The organism is Stieleria bergensis (genome assembly GCA_007745635.1).
Classification (GTDB): Bacteria; Planctomycetota; Planctomycetia; order Pirellulales; family Pirellulaceae; genus Stieleria; species Stieleria bergensis.
Window position 1 is genome coordinate 7,000,151 of sequence record CP036272.1, and the last position, 21,661, is coordinate 7,021,811.

Sequence of the window (21,661 nt, forward strand, 5' to 3'; positions counted from 1 at the left end):
CCTGCCTGCTGCGGAACGCTCCAGAATGCCTCTGGGCCGGCCACGAAGCAATAAAATCCCAGCCCCGCCGACCGACAAAACCACCCACCCCGCCTCCTGCTCCCAGGCAGCCCATCCTGCCATTCCTCATTAGGGCCAGACCCCTTCCTGACGGGGTCAGGCCCCTTCGAAGAGACCCCTTCGAAGAGAGGCGAAGAGTTAGTCGCTTGCTTGCGACTGCAGCCACTCGATGAGGTGGTCTTCCATGAAATCGTAGAAGGGGTTGTGCCGACACCTTACAAACAGCGAACTCGGGATCATCAACGCGCTCGGCTCCGCACGCATACTGATCGCTCCCAACGAGTCGCGATGCTCCAAATTGGATTCTCCATAAACAGGATCGCTGGGAGAAAATGGCACAGCAACATGGGACAGCGAAACGACCCCATGAGGCCATACCCCGTCCACCGCGAATTCGCGCCAACTCCCTTGCTGCCGAACAAACAATGCGACCCGATTCGATTCCCCCGACTGATTGCGTAGCACTGACAGCCTGTACGACCGGCCTTCACGGGCAAGTCGCGGCTTAACGGTCGACTCAAATGAAAGGTTCAGCAAATTGCTCAATCGCTCCATGCGATTCACGTCAAATAGCACTAGCTCGGACGACGTTGTCGACAAGCGATCAAACAGCAGCGTGATCAACTTTGGTACAACCACCGTCGCATCAACTACCGACTGCATGGCTAAAACCGCTGGCAGTCGATCTAACTTCTGAGCTTTTTCCAATGCCGCGAGCTTTCGCTCCACTACCTTTGTCAAACGCCAAGCTTGCACATTGGCATTCATCGGCCATGAACTGTATTTGTACGGATCAATCTCCGCAAATACGCTCGACCACTTGGCTTTTTCGTTGCGAGAAAAAAGCCCCACCGCATGGTACAGGTGCGTCATCCTCGCCAATGGATTCACACCAATCATCGGTGAAAACAACAGTACCGATTCGATGCTCGGCAAGCTCGAATCTTCAATCGCCGAAAGCACGTAGTTCAAACTCAACGCACCACCGTTGGAATACCCAGCCAAAATCAGTGGCAATCCCTCAGGCACCAAATCACGCAACCCCTTGACGGCTACCTGAACCGCCGCTGCCCAGTCCTGCCAAGAAACCTCTGCTAAAGCGCGCGGACAAGTCCCGTGCCCAGGAACCCGCAGCCAAACCACCGTATATCCCTCTGCGTGCAAACGCTCCCCAATCGCTCGCATCGAATAGGGAGAATCACTAAGCCCATGCAAGAGCAGCACACCGCCAATAGGACGCTTCGCTTGCAAACAATGGGAACGATTCCAATTCCGTGTCGCCGTCTCCAGAGGATGGCAAACGCTGCTCGAATCAAAGCGGTTGTATGCCCCCGTGAACTCGTCTGCCCAGTCAGAACAAGCAAGTTGCTCCAACTCGTCGAACACCCTTTCCTCCTGCGCAAAGTAATCATCCAACGAATACTGCTCGGATATCTCGCTCGCACTAAACTCAGAGGACGGCTTCTGTAAATGCCAACCCTGCAAGTCGGGAAGCGATCGAGCTACTCGCGCCCAGAAATACAGCCCCGCGCTCAATGCCAGAAAACTTAGAAAAGCTAAGTTCGCGAATCCCAACAGAACCAAACGAAATACTCGACTCCTAAGACCTTGGTCGGTTGACTCAGTGATGAACCCAATCGACTCTGAAACCATACCAATGACGGCTAACACTGCCATCACCATGACGCCCCACACGGCGGCACGCAACATAAACGATCTTTGCCTGATGGTTGGATGCACAATCTCGCCGCTATACGCTTGAAGTCACTTCAGAAAAATAAGTTCGACCGGACAAAACACAGCCAGCCCTTCACTTGTTTAATCACATGATCATAACGAAACCCAATCCCTCGATTCGTCACGAACCCACTGAACTTGCTCTCGGCGGGAAAACGAACGACACAACTTCTCGCATTCCCTAACCAAATCCCCAATGCCGTGAAACCCTGACCAGGACTTGAGCCCCCCGCCACAGGATGACAAGACCTGAACTACAGGAAACATGAGATCTCCTCCAACCGCTTCTTCTTTAATGCGTGCTTGGGCACCATCTCACCGTCGGCTGGATATCCGGCAACCAAAATCAAAAAGGGACGCTCGTGATCTGGCCGGCCACAAAACTGATTGAGAAAGCCCATCGGATTCGGCGTATGCACCAACGTCGCCAATCCGGCCTGCTGACACGCTGCAATCAATATCCCTGTAGCAATACCGACACTTTCGTTGATGTAATAGTTCTTGCGATCCTCACCGACTGTCACCCCACCGCGCCGCTGAGCAAAGATGCAAATCAACCAAGGCGCGGTTTCCATGTAAGGCTTCTGTGCATCCGTTCCAATCGGAGCCAACGCATCGAGCCATTCCTCCGGCGCTCGCTGCTGATAAAACAACCGCTCTTCGGCTTCGGCCGCTTCACGAATCTGCCTCTTCAAATCCGCCGAACCAATACAGGCAAAGAACCATGGCTGGTGATTAGCCCCCGACGGTGCTGTCCCCGCTGCTGCCACGCAAGACTCAATGATCGCCCGACCAACCGGTCGCGCTGAAAAACTGCGGACGGATCGACGCCTTGACAACTCCTGATGGAACGCCACTGCTCGTTCCCGCATCGTCTCAATCGGCAACTCTTGAAAATTCTCCAGCGGTACATGAGTTTCGTCAGAAGTCTTCATCGCTCAGCCCCAATCTCAACACGCATACTGCAAAACTGCCTCAACCTCACCATTTTCGCAGAACGTGGAAATATTGATAGTCGAAAGCGCAATGAAGCCCCTAGCCAAATCCCCCCGCTTGAATCTCTTCTCGAAACCTAAATCTGAATCATGATTGAATCGCCACAAGCTATACTGCAAAACCTAGCCTCTCTCCCACACCTGAATATGCTGTAGCGGATCTCATGGTCTTTGATGATCTGTCGCTTCTCTCGCCGTCACGAGCTGCATGAATACTCCTGCTTCTATCGCCTGCCTGCTGACGCTCCTGATCTTGCCTACCAAGGCCCGGAGCGACGAACCTGACCAGACCGAGCCCTTCAACGCTATCGTCAAACCATTTCTTGTGAAATACTGCAACGATTGCCATGGCCCCGATCAGCAAAAGGCTCAACTGCGCCTCGATCGACTCGATCCCGACCCCCTACACGGTAACGATGCGGAAGTGTGGCAGGAGGTGCTTGACCTGATCAATGTCAGCGAGATGCCCCCCGAAGACGCCAAACTCCAACCCACTGCAACTGAACGCCAAGCCGTTGCTGACCGACTAACGGACATGATGCGGCAAGCATTGGAATCGCAACGCTCAAGCGGTGGGCGCAATGTGATGCGCCGCATGACAGCCTATGAATACAGCAACACGCTTCGTGACCTGCTGCATCTTGATCTACGCTTTGCAACAGACTTGCCACCAGAAGCTGCTGCAAAGGAAGGCTTCAAGAACAACTCCAGCGTCTTAGGCACATCCGCTCTCCATATCGAATACTTCGAACGCATCGCTCGACGAGCGTTGGAAAGAATTATCCTGGCGCCAGAAGAACAACCGCCAGAATACTTCGTCCGAGTGGAGCCAGAGCAAGCGTTCCCAAACAAGCCGGCAACACCAACGAACCCAAAGCAATCGAAAAAAGCAAAGCCGAAAACAAGTGTCAGCATGACACTCAAAACCAATCGACAAACTCAAAGCAGCAGTAAAAAAAACGCTGGAAAGTTTGTCCTCGACCACGGAGAACTCACTCCAGGAGGAATCCTGCTGGCCGGCAATCGGCCAAGCGATAAAGCCTCTGACCCCTATACTGCACCCAGAAAGCAAGGGGGCGCTGGAGGAGACGGCCGATCGGGGCACCAACCCGAATTCCGCGTTGAGATGTACAACGTGCCGCATGATGCACCGGTGAAGATTCGTGTTCACTGCTCCGCGGTCCCAGGTGCAGGACAAACCTTCCCCAGACTCTCCTGCGAACTAGGCTCTTTCCGTGGCGCAGGCGTCTCAGATCAAAAAGAAGCCGCCAATATTGAAGTGCGGTCACAACAACCTCGGACATACGAATTCTCAGTCCATGGAGCCAACTTTCCGTTCCAGTCCAACAAACCAGGGCGACCTTCCTACTTTCGGATCTTCAATGATTATCGACGTGGCACAAGCAGCCTAGCCTATGAGGACTTGCCCAAACTCAATATCGACTGGGTCGAAATCATCTGCAATCACTATCCGCAGTGGCCAGCCAAGCCCAAACAATCAATTCTAGCGGACGCTCTGCCAATCGAGAATGAATCCGTCGCGATGCGTCAGATGCTAACGTCTTTCATGCCGCGCGCGTTTCGCCGCCCAGTAAGCGAACAAGAGATTGAACGCAAAGTAGACTTGTTTGAGCGACTGAGAAAACAAGAAAACTCGTTCGAAGCCACAACGATTTCAACCTTGACCGCGGTACTGTGCTCCCCTCACTTTCTCTTGATCAGCGAACCTGAAACCGCAACGCTTTCCGACCCAGGCTCGCTAGAAAAACGTAGGCTGACGGACTTCGAACTCGCGTCACGTTTGTCTTATTTCCTTTGGAGCTCCATGCCGGACGATGAGCTCTTTGAATTGGCGAAGCAAGAAAAACTCCATGATCCAACAACCTTGCTGGCGCAAACTCGGCGCATGCTTGGTGACCCTAAATCAAAAGCCTTCTCCCAACACTTCACCAGTCAGTGGCTGGACCTTGCGGGAGTGCGGCGACTGGCGGTGAACCCGGAGTACTTTAGCTTTCGCGAGACCACCAAAGACCTGTTTGAACAGGAGTCGATTCGCTTTGTTGACCACGTACTGAGGAATCAACTTAGCATCAGCGAGTTCATTGATTCGGACTTTGCAATATTGAATCCTGATCTTGCCAGACACTATCGGATCCCCGGGATTAGCGGAGGCTTTGACGTCCACAACCTCGATCGCAAACATCACCGCGGTGGCTTATTAACTCAAGCAAGCATGCTCTTTGGCAACTCAACTGGTGCCGAAACACATCCAATTCGACGCGGAGTTTGGATCTTGGAACGCCTGCTTGATGACCCACCACCACCTCCTCCGCCCAATGTCCCCGATCTCCCTGAGCCTGAACCGCAAGACGAATCAAAGCTCTCGCTAAAAGAGCGACTCCAAGCTCATGCACAAGTCGCCAGTTGCCGTGATTGCCATAGCAAGATTGACCCGTGGGGCGTCGCCTTAGAAAATTACAACGCCCTGGGGCAATGGCGTGAAGGAAACGTTGACACCAATGTGAAACCCCCGTTTCAAGTGGTTAGCGTCGATCCATCCACGAAGCTAAAAAACGGCAAGACACTCAACCACTTGGGCGATTTAAAAAACTACATTCTGACAGAAAAACGATCGCAATTCCGTCGCGCCGTGGTCAGTAAAGCCATGGCATACGGCCTCGGTCGCTACCTCGAACTAACCGATCGCTCTGCGGTGGACGCAATCTGCGAAGTGGTGCAAGACCATCAAGATCGATTCGACATCATCATCGAACAAATCGTCCTGTCAGAACCCTTTTTGACGCGATAAAAGACTCAAGCTTAGGGAATCAACCATGAAATCATGGCACTTAAAGCGACGAACCATCCTCAAGTCGGCCGGCGTAAGCGTGGCCTTGCCGTGGATGGAATGCATGGGTGACGAAACCACATCCGATCGAAAGAAGCGTTTCTTTGGTGGCTACTTTGCCTATGGAGTGCCAATGCCAGCAGATGATGCAGAAGACCGACTGCAAAACGGCTGGTTCCCAGTTGGTACAGGCAGGGATTACAAAGCCCCAGAAATGCATCAATGCATTATGCCACTGCGGGATAAAGTCACGTTCCTGTCCGGCCTCTCGCACCCGTCGATGCGGACCACGTCGGCTCATAAAGGTGCCGACGTTTTCTTGACGGGCGCCAACCTGCTAAAGACATACGATAAGCAATCAATTTCCATTGACCAATCCATCGCACAGTCGATCGGCAATCATACGCGTTATCGATCATTGGTAATGTCCTCCATGGGCGGCGTGAATCGACCTTACCGTTCATCAACGCTTTCCTTTGATCGTAGTGGTCGACCGATCCCTGCGCTGAATCGACCAGCAGAGATCTTCCGCAGGCTATTTGGTGAAGTCACAGAGTCAGAACGCAACGCTCTGGCAAGTCGTGGCAGTATCATCGACGAAGTACTGGACGAAGCGAATAGCTTAAACCTTCGCCTTGGCGCCAACGACCGCCGGAAGTTGGATGATTATTTGGCATCCGTTCGCGAAGTCGAAAAGATGACCGAGCGAGCGAAAAAGTGGCAGAAGACACCGAAACCCAAGATCGATTCACGTGACATGGACTTGGAAGTCAACGCCAATACGCCACGAGAATACCTCGCAATGATGTATGACCTACTCGTGCTGGCGTTTCAAACCGATTCCACTCGCGTCGCCACCTTTCAAACAGCCGCTGAGGAAGCCGGCCCGGCAGAAGGATTCCCACGAGCGATCGGTTTACCCGCTGGCGCCCACCGATTGTCCCATGAAAAGAAAGATTACGCCGATGTTGCCAAATACATTGGCTTTCTGAACCAGCTCCACGCCGACTTCGTTGGCAAACTTGACGCGATTCAAGAAGGCGACGGAACATTGCTCGACAATACGCTGTGCTTCTACGGCTGTGCGACCAGCAAGACACACCGTGCAACCAACTATCCCATCATCCTCAGCGGTGGCAAGAACATGGGATTCAATCATGGGGCACACCTCCACTATCAAGATGACGTACCGCTTGCCAACCTGTTCGTGACCATCGCCAATCAACTCGGGCAGCAGACAACGCGTTTCGCCGATAGTACCGCGGACATCAGTGAAGTCCTGACCACTTAGCTCGTCAACAAGCAAACATTCAATGCGTTTCTATCTGAGCAGACTGCGAATACGGCGTCAGAAAATCAGCCATCGATTAGACTAACCGCCTACAAGTTATTTATGTTCTCTCGAGGCGATTGTCGTTCATGTTGTCTTCACTCAAGTTTCCAATCGGCTGGCTGACACTTCTGTTTCTTGCGCTGCTTTGCAGCCCAACAAATCACCTGCATGCGGCGAAGCCGAATGTGATTCTGATCATGACAGATGATCAGGGATATGGCGACCTTTACTGCCATGGTAATCCGACGCTGAAAACGCCGCATCTTGATCAGCTGCATTCAGAATCAGTGCGATTTACGGACTTCCATGTTTCGCCCTTTTGCACACCGACGCGAGCCGCGTTGATGACCGGTCGGTACCCCGCGCGAACAGGCGCGTACCGAACCTCCTCTGGACTGACCTCATTACATGCGCGTGAAAAAACCCTGGGCGACCTTTTCACACGCAATGGATACTCCACGGGAATGTTTGGCAAATGGCACCTAGGTGACTGTGCTCCATCACGACCAATGGACAAAGGGTTTGAAACCAGCACCTGGCATCGCTGCGGTGGCCTGACACAGATTTCTGATTACTGGGGAAACGATTACTTTGATGACACCTATTTAGTTGGCGACCAGTGGAAGAAGTTCGAAGGTTATTGCACTGATGTGTGGTTTGACGAATCGATGAAGTTCATCAGCGACTCAGTCACCGACGCGGGTGGCAGCAAGCCTTTCTTTGTTTATCTAGCCACCAATGCCCCTCATGGGCCCTACATTGTTGCTGACAAATGGAAACGTCGTTTTCTTGAAGCGGGCATCAAGGAACCACAGGCGAGCTTCAGGGGAATGGTCGAAAACTTTGACTGGAACATGGGTCGCCTGCTCAAGTTCCTGGACGACGAAAAGCTTCGACAAGACACCGTTGTGATCTATTTGACCGACAACGGCACCTCCGCTGGAGCACGGTTCGGAGAGGGATCGCGAATCTATGGATGGCCGGTCAACCCAGCCGAAAACGCCAACATGCGTGGCGGAAAAAGCTCGGCCTATGATGGTGGACATCGTGTGCCGCTGTTTGTTCGTTGGCCGGCCGGCAAGCTTGGACAACCACGCGACATCCAGACGCTGACCGCACACCTGGACATCACTCCAACACTGATCGACTTGTGTGGCCTATCACGCCCCGACTCTTGGCCCCCTTTAGACGGTCGATCACTCACCCCATTGATCACCGACCCCAACCCGGCCTGGAAAGAAAGAACCTTGCACACGCAAATGCATGGCGGCAATGGGTATCGCAAGCCAGGTGACCTGTGGGAGATCGGCGCCGCGATGACAACACGCTGGCGCCTGGTCGAAGGCAAAGAACTCTACGATATCAAGGCTGATCCAGAGCAGCGCAACAATCTCGCTAAGCAGCATCCAGAGATCGTCAAACAGTTGACTGCTGATCACCAAACTTGGTTCGATTCGGTAAAGTCCGGTATGCAGCCCACTCGCATCCTGGTTGGATCTGAGTTCGAAAACCCAACCGACTTAACCAGCCAGGAATGGACCGTTTCACCTGGAAATCCCCCCTGGGCTCGCAGTCATGTCACGCGACGAATGATTGCCAACGGACCGTGGCGGATAAACGTTGCCAGGGAAGGCCAGTATCGCATCTCGCTCTCTCGCTGGCCGTCATCGACCGACCAGCCCATTGATTCAACGCAGGCGGCGATCAAGATTGCCGGCCAGAAAAAAACGCTCGTCATCAACGATCCCAAACGTGACACCACCGCGGATTTCCTGCTGGATCTGCCTGCTGGCCCAACAGAGTTGTGGACGGAACTCACCACGCCCGATGGCAAAAAGCACGGAGCCTATTTTGCGTCCGTCGAACGAATCGATTCGGCTGAGCCTAGCCAACCCAGTGTCCTGTGGACGCAGTATGGACTGGCAGATCACACCCTGAAGCTTGCAGCGCACACCGATGCCGACCCGCTGAATCCAATCGCCGCCATGGCCGAGCTCCAACTGAAAGAGAAGAACGGCTGGCAAACGATTGCCGAAACGCAAATCGATCCTCTGACCGCGATGGCGACCTTTCGCGTCGAAAACTGGGACAGCACTCAACCGAAGGCCTATCGGGTCATCTGTGGCAAAAGTCAGTGGACAGGAATCATTCGTGCCGAACCCACCGATCGAGCCGTTCTTAAGCTGGCGGCGATCGCGTGCGTGAACGACAAGTATGCTCCTTATGCGGAAGCCATCGAGCAGATCGTCAAGCAAGACCCCGACCTGATCTTTTTCGCAGGCGATCAGATTTATGAGAGCAACGCCGGCGGACAAATCGTCGAAGCGAACACGACGCAAGAGGTGCCCAAGGCGATGGCGAACTACTTAGCCAAATGGCGGCGGTTTGGAATGATTTTTCGCCAAGTCCTACGTGACCGACCCTCAATCATGATCACCGATGACCATGATATTTATGCCAACGACCTTTGGGGTGACGGCGGTCGGCGCATGAACGGCAGCCGCACGACGGGCGGTTATCCCATGCATCCTGATTGGGTGAATGCTGCTGAAAAAACTCAGACCTGGAACCTGCCCGATGCACATTCGCCTGGCCCGTGGGGTGATGGGATCAACGCCTACTTCACAGCCTTGGAATATGGTGGCGTCAGCTTTGCCATCCTGGAAGACCGCAAGTTCAAATCTCCGCCCGCCACGGTGGTCAAGCAAGCGATTCCGGACCCAAGAACGGACAAGCCGAATCGCACCCCAGAAGTCATCATGGACCCTGCATTTGATGCTTCCAAACTTGACCGACCTGACTTGCAACTGCTGGGTAAAACGCAAGAAGACTTCCTCAGCGCCTGGGCGCTGGACGTCAAACGAAATCGTCAACTCGCTGCGGTGCTTTCACAGTCACCCTTTGTCAACATCGGTAACTATGACGTCACTTACGGGGACATGGACTCCAATGGTTGGCCTCAGTCAGCACGAAATCGAGCCCTAAAAGCCATCGTGCCGTCCGGAGCGGTGATGATCAGCGGCGATATCCATTTTGGAACTCTCCATCAACACGGGATTAACGACTGGGGCGATGGCCCCTGGAGCTATTCGCTGCCAGCTTTCGCATCCAACCCCAACCGCAAATGGCAACCCAGTGTGCCCGCACAAGGCCGCGAGTTCCCTGGTGTGACAGGTTCAGGAAATCATCACGATCGGTTTGGCAATAAGTTAACCGTTCGCGGCCTAGCCAATGGATACAACGGTTACGGGATCATCTTATTTGACAAAACGAACCGTCAGGTCACCCTGCAATTGCACACCATGAACGCCGATCGCAAACCGAGTAACGAAACGGTCCCCGGATGGCCGCTGCAAATTGACGTTCGATAAACCCGCTTCATGAAAAGTGACCGCTCCCACGCTGCCCAAACGCTCTTGCGATCCGGCTGGCTAAAGTCCGGTCTGCGCCTGCATCGCAGCCGCCAGAGAGCAAACGAACCCAGGCAGGCGACTCCTGAGAGCCCGGCGGGAATGGCACCGGCAAACGCAACTTCTGCCTGAAAGCCCTATCCCACAGCTCTCCCACCACAGACTTCTGTTGACGGGAATCGGCGATTTGGGTAACCAAGAGACATGAGCAAGACCATCTTTTTTTCAGTCGGTGAACCCAGCGGCGACCAGCATGCCGCGCGCCTGGTTCGTGAATTGCTAGCACAAAATCGCGAGTGGAACCTGCGCGGCTTTGGCGGCAAGCATATGCAGCAGGCTGGCTGCCAGATCGACCTGGACCTGACAGAACATGCGGTGGTTGGAATTTTGGAAGTTTTGCCGAAGATCAAGCAGTTCTTTGGTTTTGCCGATCAAGCCGAGGCCCTGTTCGCTGCGGGCGAGGTCGATGCGGTGGTGCTCGTCGACTTCCCGGGGTTCAATTGGCACATCGCAAAGCGTGCTAAACGCTATGGGATTCCCGTGTTCTACTACTGCCCGCCGCAATTATGGGCTTGGGCTGCTTGGCGAATTAAAAAGATGAAGCGAACGGTTGATCACGTCCTCTGCGTGCTACCGGTCGAGCAAGCGTTCTTTAGCCGGCATGGCATGAGCACCGAATTGGTGGGCCACCCCTTTTTCGATGCCGTGGCGGAATCCACTCTGGACGCTGATCGGCTGCAACAACTTTGCCGCGCCAGCGAAAGCGAATCCACCGTGGCGGTGCTCCCTGGATCCAGAACACATGAGGTTCATCGCAACTGGCCGATCATGGTGCAGGCCATTAAACGGCTATCAGAAAAGCATCCGGACGCCCGCTTCGCCGTGGCTGCTTATCGGGAAAAGCATCTGGAGTTTTGCAGGTCACACCCCGAAGCGAGCCAACTGCCGATCGATTTCTATCTCGGTTGCACCAGTGAAATCATTGAGCATTCCAAATGCGCGATGATGGTCAGTGGTTCGGTCAGCCTTGAATTGATGGCTCGACAAACACCGGCGGTCGTCCTGTACCGGATTGGGCGTTTCCTGAACCTGTTTGCCAAACTGGTTGTACGAGCCAAAAGCATGACGCTGCCGAACATGATGCCGTTAGAGGAAACGTCACTCGAGCACTCACAAGACACTGAGCTACCTCCGCCGGCAGATCGAGTGTTTCCGGAAATCGTCTCAGTAGGCAACTCAGCGCCTGCGGTTGAATTTTTGACCGAGACCATCAACCGGATGCTGTCAGACGCAGACTACTTTGCCAAGAAACAGCGCCAACTCACGCAACTTGGCCAGCGTTATGCGGAGCCGGGAGCGACCAGCAGGGCCGCCCAAGCGATTGACAGCCATCTCCCCCGCAATGACCAGCCCGAAACTCAGCGGGCCGCGTGACGGACCGCTCAGGCGATTCAGCAAGCTCTGACGGCCTAATCGTGCCGCCAACAGCGTCTCCTACCCGGCCCATCCGCTCCACTGGCCTGGGAATCACTCTGGTCGCATCCTGATGCAGCGTTCCGTTGGCCTGTTCACCCTCTGGTCCGGCGAAAAACTTGTTTTTTGCCCATCCCCCGCCGTTCGGGCAAACCATCGGCCTGTTGATTACGTAGGTTCAAGGTTGAATTGCGTCTCGGTTGGGGTCCTAGCAGGCTCCTGATCGGCGGCGACGTTCTACACTTGATTCGATTCGCTGCCAGAGTTGCAGCCAGAAATCAGCCGAATTCCGAAACATCCGTGCACTGAATCCGCTTGGCCCGTTTGATGACTGAACAAGACAACAACGATCCGTTTAATCGTTACTCGCTTGGCGCTGTGATGTCTGGCGAAGGTGGCGATGAAGAACTGACCACCACTTCTCCGATCCGAGTGACGGGCATCATCTGCTTGGTGCTCTCACTGTTCAGCGTACTTGCGCTGATCGAATGGCGACTGATTGGAATCGGGGCCTTGAGCCTGATCTTCGGTGCGATCGCCCTGCGGAAGACACGCGCCGGTGAACCTCCCGTCGGAACGCTGGCAGCCAAACTTGGCATTAGCATCGCGCTGTTATTCAGCTTCTGGGGCGGCATGATGCAATACATGAAACAAGAGACCATCGGCGGACAGGCGGAGCATTTTGGTCGCGAGTACATCCGGCTTGCCGCTCTAGGCGAAAAGAACTACCTGCGAGAACTTCAAAAAGAGCACCAACAGCGCTACGGGACCAACATGGACTTGGACGCACGTTATGCAGCCGAAGCAGCAGAAGCGGCGCGGTTGGCGGCGGAACGTGGTGGAGCCAATGACTACGACGATTTCAGCGAGACAGTCTCAGCCAACTTGATGAAGTACCCTGAAGACATGCAATGGCATCGCTACGCACCGATTCTGTTGCACACGCACTACGGGCGGCTGATGGCCGACGTTTACTTTGCCAATGGCACCGGCCCGAACGCTTTGAAGATCAAAATGACCTTAGAGTATTCCTTTAACCGGGAAGACGGCGGTATTGAATGGCGCGTTGATGCGATCAGTGAAGACCAAAAGGCTTTGGTTGCCGAATCGATTCTGTAATCGTTCCAGCGATCAATCACGACAGGCCGCCAGCGAAGACACTCAACGGGCCGTTGCTGTGGCCAGCGGCGTTGTTTAATGGAAATCCCTCGATCGCTGTCGCCACTGTCCCACTTGATCGGACAGGTCAGTCAGATGGTCGACGATCACATGGATCACGCCTTGGCGGTTTTCTAGCTTTCCGCCCACTAACCAAGCCTGGCTTGTCTTGGCGATCCGCAAAAAGCGATCCCAGGTATCTGGAAAGATCACCAGATTCACTGTCCCGGTTTCGTCTTCCAAGGTCACAAAGTAAATCCCTTTGGCAGTCGATGGGCGCTGACGCAACAGCACCAATCCAGCGACTCGCACGCGGCGACCATCGCGCAACTGCATCAATTCAGCAGCTGCGGTGACATGCTGGTCTTGAAGATCGTCGCGAAGGAATGAAATGGGATGCGCTTTCAAGCTTAGACCGACCGTCTGATAGTCTGCATGAGTTTCCTCACTGGGCGACATTGCAATCAGCTGATCAGGAATCTCCTCATCGTCTTCGATACTGGAAAACAGTGGCGAGCTCGCTGGATCATCATCTTGACCCAGCGCCATCCAGATCGCTGCTCGCCGATCACCGACCAGATCAGACAGAACGTCGGCATCAGCCAATAGCGACAACACGGCCGGGCGAAGCTGGCAGCGCTGCACCAGATCATTCACACTTCGATACGCGCCGCCGCGCTTCCGCTCGGCCACAATCGTCTCTGCGGATTCAACTGGCAGCCCACGCACCATCTGGAATCCAAGCCGCAGGCCTGGTTGACGACGATTAGGATCGGCCTCCAACGTGCTTTCCAGATCACTGGAATTAATATTCACCGGCCAAATGTAAACACCATTCTTCTTGGCGTCGGCGACCAGCTGGGCGGGAGCATAAAAACCCAGCGGCTGACTGTTTAACAGTGCACAGCAGAACGCGGCTGGGTAGTGACACTTGAGATAACAGGAGGCGTACACCAAAAGCGCAAAGCTGGCCGCATGCGACTCTGGAAAACCATATTCACCAAAGGCCCGGATTTGGTGAAAGACTTGCTCGGCAAACTTGCCTGTTAAACCATTGGCCTGCATGCCCTTCATCAGCTTTTCGCGAAACTTGTCAATCACGCCGGGGCGCCTCCAAGCCGCCATCGCCCGCCGCAACTGGTCAGCCTCACCGGGCGTGAAACCGGCCGCGACCACCGCAAGACGCATGGCCTGTTCCTGGAACAACGGCACACCGAGCGTCTTTTCTAAAACCTTTCGAATGGCATCACTTGGATACACCACCGCATCGGGATTTTGGCGTGCGGTTAAAAACGGGTGAACCATGTCACCTTGAATTGGGCCAGGACGCACAATCGCCACTTCGATGACAAGGTCGTAGAAACAACGAGGCCGCAAGCGGGGCAGCATGCTCATTTGCGCGCGGCTTTCAATCTGAAAGACTCCGACGGTGTCCGCTCGGCAAATCATGTCATACGTCGGCCGGTCATCTGGCGGAAGATTGGACAGCGATAGCGAAACCTGATGATGCTTGGCGACTAAATCGAAACAACGATGAAGAGCGGACAACATCCCCAAAGACAGCACATCGACTTTCAAAATCCCCAGTTCATCCAAGTCGTCTTTGTCCCACTGGATCACCGTGCGACCCTCCATCGCTGCATTCTCCAGCGGGCACAGCGCCGAGAGCTGTCCGGCGGACATCACCATCCCACCGACGTGTTGAGACAGATGCCGAGGAAATCCCATTAAGGATCGGACGAGGTAAACAAAACGCTGCCCGATGTCTGATTGAATGTCCAGTCCACACTGATCCAGCCGATCGGTAAATCCATCCTCATCGGGCTGGCTACGGCTCACATGCCCGACAAGCTTTGAAAAGGAATCGAGCATGTCGTTGGAAAGCCCCAGCGATTTGCCGACTTCACGCATGGCGCTCTTGCTGCGATACGTCGTCACGGTTGCCGTCATCCCAGCCCGATCACGACCGTACTTTTGGTACAGATACTGCAACACCTCCTCGCGACGCTGGTGTTCAAAATCGACATCGATATCCGGTGCTTCATTGCGTTCGCGACTAATGAACCGCTCGAACAACAAATCGTTCTGGGTGGGATCAACACTGGTGATTCCCAGGCAGTAACAGACCACGGAGTTGGCTGCACTCCCACGACCTTGGCAAAGGATGTCTTGGCTGCGAGCAAATCGAACGATGTCCCAAACGGTCAGAAAGTAGGCTTCATAGCTCAAGTCTTCAATCAAGCGGATTTCGTGCCGCAACAACTCCAGCACACTTTCTGGAACGTGTTCCGGCCAGCGCTGCTTGGCGCCTTCCCAGGTCAAACGCTTCAAATGCTCGATGGCCGTCATGCCTTTCGGGGCCAGGTCCGACGGATACTCGTACCGCAACTGCGAAAGGCAAAACTGACAACGCGATGCAATCTCCAGGGTTCGCTCCATGGATCCAGGCGCTGCGGCGTACAGCTGCTGGATTTCAGCCAGAGGCTTGAGGTGGAACTGGCTATTTGCCAAACGCTGCGAATGCACCTGATCGATGGTGGTCCCATTTCGAATCGCAGTCACACAGTCGTGCATCAGCATCCGCTCAGGATGGTGGTAGTGGACGTTGCCACTGGCCACCAACGGCACAGCTGACTGCTGCGACCACATCTGCAACTGTTGCAGCACGCGTCGATCATCCGGCCCATAGTGCAGCGAGCCCAACAAATAGCCTCGATCAGCAAAGCAGTCTCGAAACGGTCCGCCAAGGAACTCAGCTGTCAATTCAATCGACTGATCGCCATCATCGGAAGCCTGGCGTTGAGCACCATCGTTGGCCCAAGAAGCTGACTGAAAAGCACCGGCCAACAGGCCCTGGGAGAATTCACAGACGTCGGCCCAATGCAGCAGGCATTGGCCTTTCTGGGCACGCAAACGGCCACGAGAAATCAGCTGACACAATCGACCATAGGCTTCTCGATCCGACGGCCAAACCACCAATGGCGGCGCATCGCTCGGATGGATCTCAGCCCCAACGATGTATTGAAGTGGCTGATCTGCGGCAAGGGCATCATCTTCCTCCGCCAAGTGCTTCGCAGCCCCATAGCCACGAACCACACCGGCAAGCGTGTCAATATCGGTCAGCGCTAAACCCGTGTAGCCCAACCGCGCGGCTTGCTGCACCAGCTCATCGGGATGAGAAGCGCCGCGCAGGAAGGAAAAGTTGCTTTTACAGTGCAGTTCGACATAGCCCGCCATGAGCCTCTCCAACCTCCGTCCCATTTCACTCGTTAGAAAGCCAGAAATCCCGCCTGGGCGCATTGCCAACACCATCCCGGTCGGCCGGCTACCACCGGTGTGATCAGTCCGCAAAGGGGGGAGGCGGTTGGATTCGCGCTAGCGCCAGCCACTGCCTGAGAGGTGTTTTACCCAGAAATGCAGCAAGATGCCGCTTCTGAGGCGAATGCAGCGCCCCAAAGCAACGTTTTTCTGGCATCATAAGCAGGGCCAGGCAATTCGGCTAGCGATCTGCACTCAACAGCTTTGCATTTGCCTCGACTGACAATCTTTCTTCTGCATTGACACCTATGAGCACCTCTGACCAAGCCAATCTAAACCAGGGCCGGCAACCGCCGGGAGGACCACAAAGAGAGCTCGGAGAAGAGGATGCGCTATCAATTGCCTGTCAGTCTTGCGGCGCAGAGCTGGTGGTTGCCAGCAACATTCGTTCCACCGTTTGTCCGTATTGCGCCTCACCATCGATTGTCGAGCGGCCACCGACGCCCAATCGCCCGGACCCAACCTTCGTCGTCGGTTTCGTCCGCGATCACCAGCAAGCAACCAATGCGGTCAAGGAATGGATTACCAGTCGGCACATGTTTGTCCGTTCGGACTTTAAACGAGCATCACCCGAATTGACCCGCGGTGTCTATCTTCCGGCCTACCTATATAGCGCGATCTCGGACAGCCAATACAGCGCTGAAATCGGCGAAAACTATACCGAGACAGAGACTTACACGACCACCGATTCCAATGGCAAGTCAGTCACCAAAACGCGGACGGTCACCAAGACAGAATACCGATCGTTGCAAGGCCGCCACGAAGGCTACTTGATTGACATCGTGGTCAGTGCTTCACGCGGTGTAGCCAACGATGCATTAGGAGCCATCGAGCCATTTGATTTACGAGCCATGCGACGCTATGAAGCGGGCATGATCGCTGGCTGGATCGCAGAGGAGCCCTCGCGGACCGTGGACGAATGCATGCGTTTAAGCCATGACGAAGCGATGCAAATCATCCAGCGCAAATTGCAAGGTTTCATGCCCGGTGATTCTCATCGCAACTTGCGGCACCGCACCAACCTGCACGACGAAATGGTTCACCTGATCCTCTTGCCCATCTGGTCCTTTGCGTTGCGTTATGCGGACGACCAGCCACCACTGAAGATTTTGGTCAATGGCCAGACAGGACGCGTCAACGGAGAGGTGCCGATCTCCTATGGCAAGATTGCTTTAGCGGTTGCTGCAGTGTTGCTGGTCGTTCTGATTTTGTTCCTGCTGTTCGGTGGAGCGGCTGGGTTGGCCAATTAGCCACTGCCTGTCAACGCCTTTGAGATACCTCGTCGAACCCATCTAGTTCTATGGATAACTTGCAAGTCACTCCCGAAGCCAACAGCGAAGACGGCTCGCTCTGCGCTCGATGCCATTCACCGCTAGAGCAGGGTGACCTGCGCTGTGCGATCTGCGGTGAAGTCGCTCCGGCAAAAGAGCGCGCGACGCTGACGACCGTCGTGACAAAGATCCTGCGCTGCACGGGCTGCGGAGCGGCGATTGGCTATGACATCAAGCATCAAGCGCCAGCCTGTTCATTCTGCGGCGGCGTGGTTGAGGAGGAATCGGTTTCGGACCCCATGGAACAGACAGAGATGTTCCTGCCGTTTACGGTGACAGAGCAGCAAGCACAGCGAGCGCTAAAACAGTGGCTCGCCAATCAAGGTTGGTCGCGTCCCAGCGATCTTGCCAGCACGGCAACGTTTGCCGGCCTCAAGCCACTGTGGTGGGTTGGCTGGGTGTTTCACGCCGAAGCCCAAGTCAGCTGGGCCGCGGACTCTGATGCGGGTTCACGCCGATCGAGCTGGGCCCCGCACAGTGGTCAAACCACTCTGCAATTCAATCGAGTGCTGGTCTCTGCCTCGCGCGGCCTGACAAACCAAGAAGCCAACGCGATCACTCCCGGCATGAACCTACAGACCGCGCAGAGTGGCCCTGGAGGAGCCAGAGCGGACGCCATCATCGAACAATTTGATGTCCAACGCTCACAGGCTCGCCGAGAAGTGATTGCCGCGATCGAGCGGCTGTCCGCAGAATCTGTCCAACGCACGGAGATCCCCGGTCGCAAGTTTCGCAACGTCGCGGTGTCGCTGGTCCTTCGCGGACTGCACACGCAGCGCTACGCCTTACCAGCTTATGTGATCGCTTATCGCTACAAGGAACAGCTTTATCGCGTCGTCATCTGCGGACAGGACGCCAAATTAGTGATTGGCAAAGCCCCGCGATCGCTGATGAAAACAGTGGTCCTGCCCATCGTGATTGTCATCGTGATTGCGTTGATCTTTCTGCTGTTTTCAGCGTTCTAGTCGCCCGCGGCTTTTTCTGTTGCCTTGGTGGTTTGGTTCACCGATAATAGGAGGGTCGTGCATCGATACAGCCATTCGGCTGCCCGCCTCTTCTTCCCCCCAACGCTTATGTTCCGCTCGCACTTTGGTGCCGGTTGTCGTCTCTGGCACACTGCAATCATCGCGTTGGGCGTTGCCGCAGGCTGTTTGGGCAGGACCGGTGCAGACGAGCCTAGCGCTGCTGAACCGCCCAACGCACTCCTGTTTGAATCCTCCGCCTCAGGAACAAGCGTGCAGTCGATCCTGGCCAATCGCTGTGGCAAGTGCCATAGTGAAACCGTTCGCAAAGGGGCACTGAACTTAGCCAAGATGGAAGGCATTCGCACAGGCGGCGAAACCGGTGAAGACCTAATCGCTGACACGCTGGACGACAGTTACCTGTGGACGGTGATCGATAACGGTGAAATGCCGCCGGATGACCAACCGCCACTGACCGATCCAGAAATCGAACAGATCAAGAACTGGATTCAGGTCGGCGGCCAGTCAAGCAACCAGAACCAGACAACCAAAGTCACCCTCGACCATCATGATGTGACTCCCATTCTCTTGCTGCGTTGCAACACCTGCCACGGCCCCCAGCGGACCGATGGTGGATTGGATTTACGCTCGCGAGAATCCATGTTGACCGGCGGTGACAGTGGCCCGGCGATGGTGGTTGGGCAGGCTGATTCAAGCCTAATGATCAAGCGGATTGAATCGCAACAATGCCCACCGAGCGAGTCACTTTTAAAGTTCTTTGTGCGCCGTCCCAGCGAAACCGAAATCAAAACGCTCCGCCAATGGATTGACTCTGGAGCCAAGCTCTCCACGCAAGAAACGGATCGACAGGGAATCACTCCCGATCTGCTGGTCACCGACCAGGATCGCCAACACTGGGCATTTCAGCCGATCCAGCCTCCCACTCACGCCACCTCGATCGACAGCCTGATCGCTGACAAGCTGATCGACGCAGGCCTAAAACGGAGCCCCGCAGCCGGTCGAGACACCTTGATCCGCCGAGCCTATCTGGACCTGACCGGACTGCCACCGAGCTGGCAAGAGTACCAGCGCTGGCATCACCATCAAGCGGACGACTGGGATGCGCAAATGATTGATCACCTTCTGGATTCACCGCGTTACGGTGAACGCTGGGGAAGGTACTGGCTGGACTTAGCCGGCTACGCTGATTCCGAGGGCGGCATCTCGGCGGATCCACTGCGGCCATTGGCTTGGAAATATCGCGACTATGTGATCGATGCATTCAACCGAGACCTGCCCTACGATCGCTTCTTAATCGAGCAACTTGCGGGCGATGAACTGATCGACGTTGACCAAGCGGATAAAGTGACCGCAGAGATGGTGAACAACTTGGTCGCCACTGGCTTTCTACGGATGAGCATTGATGAGACCGGCTCAAGAACGATGAACTTTGTCCCCGAACGGCTCAAAGTCATCGATGACGCCTTGGCCATTGTCAGCAAAGGCTTGATGGGATTGACAATGGAATGTGCTCGCTGCCATACGCACAAATACGATCCATTGCCACAGCGTGATTACTACCGCTTGAAAGCAGTGTTCCAAGGTGCATTGGATGAACACGATTGGCGAACGTTCAAGAATCGCAAGCTATCCCTTGCCACCAAGTCACAGCGCGAACGCATCAAGCAAATCAATCCGCCTCTTGAAAAACAACTGAGGTCCCTGCGAAACAAAGACAAGCAACTCAATCAACAGCTCACACTGCAACTGCTGCGCGATCACTACCCTGAACAAAGCGAGCGGGATCATCAAGAAACACTGGCAGCGTTGCGCGTTGCCGACAACAACCGCTCACTGAAACAGAAACGACTGTTTGAACGATTGGTCACTGCACAGCTGATGCCACCGGACAAGCAATCGGCTGCGATCACCGCGATTGAAACACAGATCGAAGAAACGATCACAGCCATCGAGACGTTGGAGCGTCAACTCGTCCCCTCGACGCAAATCCGTGCGTTGTGGGATCAAGGCCGCCCCTCACCAACCTACATGCTGTTACGGGGCGAACATGATAAGCCCGGAGCGCCTGTTTCGCCGGGAGTCCCCGCCGTGTTGACAGATGGCGAGACTCCATTCGATGCCCGCGCCCCCTTTCCAGAAGGGACGCCGAAATCGGGTCGCCGCTTGGCCTTCGCAAAGTGGTTGGTCACTCCCCAGCATCCACTGACGGCACGTGTCATGGTGAATCGAATCTGGAGTCACCACTTTGGCACCGGATTGGTTCCAACGATCGACAATTTTGGAGTGCAGGGATCGCCACCGACTCATCCAGAACTGCTGGACTTCCTGGCGGATTCCTTTGTCAAATCAGGCTGGAGCGTGAAAGCGATGCACCGTCTGATCATGACGTCAAAGACCTACCAGCAATCGAGCGCCATCAGTAAGCAGACTGCCGAACGAGATCCGCAAAACCTGCTCTACAGTCGAATGAATTTGCGACGGATGGATGCCGAAGCCCTGCGTGATTCGCTGCTGCAGCTTGCCAATCGACTCGATGTCACGACAGGTGGACTGCCGGACCCAGTCTCCATTGATCGCGATGGTCAGGTCACTGCGAAACCCAATGCTGCCGGACGTTGGCGGCGCAGCATTTACCTGCAGTATCGGCGCACTGAAATCCCATCCATGATGGACACGTTTGACTACCCCGCAATGGGACCGAACTGCCTCACACGCAATGTCTCGACGGTGTCGCCTCAAGCACTGCTGCTGATGAATAATGCACGTGTCCGCGAACTGACCGATCACTTTGCCCAGCGGATCCTCGAATCGAACAACGTTCACGGTCCGATAGAACCACTGATTCGACGGACGTATGCGCTGGCTCTTAGTCGGCAACCAGACCAGACGGAACTACAACTGGGCAAACAGGCCATCGAAGCCTTCATCGCGGACAGCGATGGGGATTTGCCCAAAGCTTGGCAGGCCTACTGTCACACTTTGATTAATTCAGCCGCCTTTCTTTTTGTTGACTAA

Annotated in this window: 11 protein-coding genes; 8 read left to right on the forward strand and 3 right to left on the reverse strand. The window is 54.9% G+C overall.

The window, feature by feature from the left end:
* Positions 1-198 precede the first annotated feature (198 nt).
* Positions 199-1,770 (reverse strand): alpha/beta hydrolase, encoded by a 1,572-nt coding sequence (locus tag SV7mr_RS24635; RefSeq protein ID WP_145277692.1) that lies wholly within the window; start codon positions 1,768-1,770, stop codon positions 199-201.
* Positions 1,771-2,051: 281 nt separating this feature from the next.
* A complete protein-coding gene (locus tag SV7mr_RS24640) occupies positions 2,052-2,732 on the reverse strand; it encodes a nitroreductase family protein (RefSeq protein ID WP_145277694.1) in 681 nt (226 codons plus the stop codon).
* A gap of 268 nt (positions 2,733-3,000) precedes the next feature.
* On the opposite strand from SV7mr_RS24640, the gene SV7mr_RS24645 reads away from it, so the two are divergent.
* The 5 genes from SV7mr_RS24645 (at position 3,001) to SV7mr_RS24665 (ending at position 12,975) form a co-directional block, all read left to right on the forward strand.
* Positions 3,001-5,601, forward strand: a complete 2,601-nt coding sequence (locus SV7mr_RS24645) for a DUF1592 domain-containing protein (RefSeq protein WP_145277696.1) — start codon at positions 3,001-3,003, stop codon at positions 5,599-5,601.
* A 25-nt stretch (positions 5,602-5,626) separates the two neighbouring features.
* On the forward strand, positions 5,627-6,931 hold the full coding sequence (locus tag SV7mr_RS24650) for a DUF1552 domain-containing protein (protein WP_145277698.1): 1,305 nt from the start codon (positions 5,627-5,629) through the stop codon (positions 6,929-6,931).
* A 128-nt stretch (positions 6,932-7,059) separates the two neighbouring features.
* The gene (locus SV7mr_RS24655) at positions 7,060-10,344 is read left to right on the forward strand and encodes a sulfatase-like hydrolase/transferase (RefSeq protein WP_145277700.1); all 3,285 of its coding nucleotides are present in this window, start codon (positions 7,060-7,062) and stop codon (positions 10,342-10,344) included.
* A gap of 243 nt (positions 10,345-10,587) precedes the next feature.
* Positions 10,588-11,817, forward strand: coding sequence for a lipid-A-disaccharide synthase (gene lpxB, locus SV7mr_RS24660; protein WP_145277702.1), 1,230 nt, complete (start codon positions 10,588-10,590; stop codon positions 11,815-11,817).
* A 366-nt stretch (positions 11,818-12,183) separates the two neighbouring features.
* Positions 12,184-12,975: a hypothetical protein gene (locus SV7mr_RS24665; RefSeq protein ID WP_145277704.1), complete on the forward strand. Its 792-nt coding sequence runs from the start codon at positions 12,184-12,186 to the stop codon at positions 12,973-12,975.
* A gap of 75 nt (positions 12,976-13,050) precedes the next feature.
* Here the strand turns inward: SV7mr_RS24665 and SV7mr_RS24670 are convergent, their stop codons facing one another.
* Positions 13,051-16,275, reverse strand: coding sequence for an error-prone DNA polymerase (locus SV7mr_RS24670; protein ID WP_145277706.1), 3,225 nt, complete (start codon positions 16,273-16,275; stop codon positions 13,051-13,053).
* 305 nt (positions 16,276-16,580) lie between these two features.
* Between SV7mr_RS24670 and SV7mr_RS24675 the strand changes: the two genes are divergently transcribed.
* The 3 genes from SV7mr_RS24675 to SV7mr_RS24685 all read left to right on the forward strand — a co-directional run bounded on the left by SV7mr_RS24675 (position 16,581) and on the right by SV7mr_RS24685 (position 21,661).
* On the forward strand, positions 16,581-17,582 hold the full coding sequence (locus tag SV7mr_RS24675; protein WP_419187894.1) for a TFIIB-type zinc ribbon-containing protein: 1,002 nt from the start codon (positions 16,581-16,583) through the stop codon (positions 17,580-17,582).
* Between the two features lie 50 nt (positions 17,583-17,632).
* A complete protein-coding gene (locus SV7mr_RS24680) occupies positions 17,633-18,628 on the forward strand; it encodes a hypothetical protein (RefSeq protein ID WP_145277709.1) in 996 nt (331 codons plus the stop codon).
* Between the two features lie 108 nt (positions 18,629-18,736).
* Positions 18,737-21,661, forward strand: a complete 2,925-nt coding sequence (locus SV7mr_RS24685) for a DUF1553 domain-containing protein (protein ID WP_145277711.1) — start codon at positions 18,737-18,739, stop codon at positions 21,659-21,661.

Coding starts and splice junctions, on each gene's coding strand:
- SV7mr_RS24655 (WP_145277700.1), top strand. CDS start 7,060: ATGTTGTCTTCACTCAAGTTTCCAATCGGCTGGCTGACACTTCTGTTT.
- SV7mr_RS24665 (WP_145277704.1), top strand. CDS start 12,184: ATGACTGAACAAGACAACAACGATCCGTTTAATCGTTACTCGCTTGGC.
- SV7mr_RS24635 (WP_145277692.1), bottom strand. CDS start 1,770: ATGTTGCGTGCCGCCGTGTGGGGCGTCATGGTGATGGCAGTGTTAGCC.
- lpxB (WP_145277702.1), top strand. CDS start 10,588: ATGAGCAAGACCATCTTTTTTTCAGTCGGTGAACCCAGCGGCGACCAG.
- SV7mr_RS24675 (WP_419187894.1), top strand. CDS start 16,581: ATGAGCACCTCTGACCAAGCCAATCTAAACCAGGGCCGGCAACCGCCG.
- SV7mr_RS24685 (WP_145277711.1), top strand. CDS start 18,737: ATGTTCCGCTCGCACTTTGGTGCCGGTTGTCGTCTCTGGCACACTGCA.
- SV7mr_RS24670 (WP_145277706.1), bottom strand. CDS start 16,275: ATGGGACGGAGGTTGGAGAGGCTCATGGCGGGCTATGTCGAACTGCAC.
- SV7mr_RS24645 (WP_145277696.1), top strand. CDS start 3,001: ATGAATACTCCTGCTTCTATCGCCTGCCTGCTGACGCTCCTGATCTTG.
- SV7mr_RS24640 (WP_145277694.1), bottom strand. CDS start 2,732: ATGAAGACTTCTGACGAAACTCATGTACCGCTGGAGAATTTTCAAGAG.
- SV7mr_RS24680 (WP_145277709.1), top strand. CDS start 17,633: ATGGATAACTTGCAAGTCACTCCCGAAGCCAACAGCGAAGACGGCTCG.
- SV7mr_RS24650 (WP_145277698.1), top strand. CDS start 5,627: ATGAAATCATGGCACTTAAAGCGACGAACCATCCTCAAGTCGGCCGGC.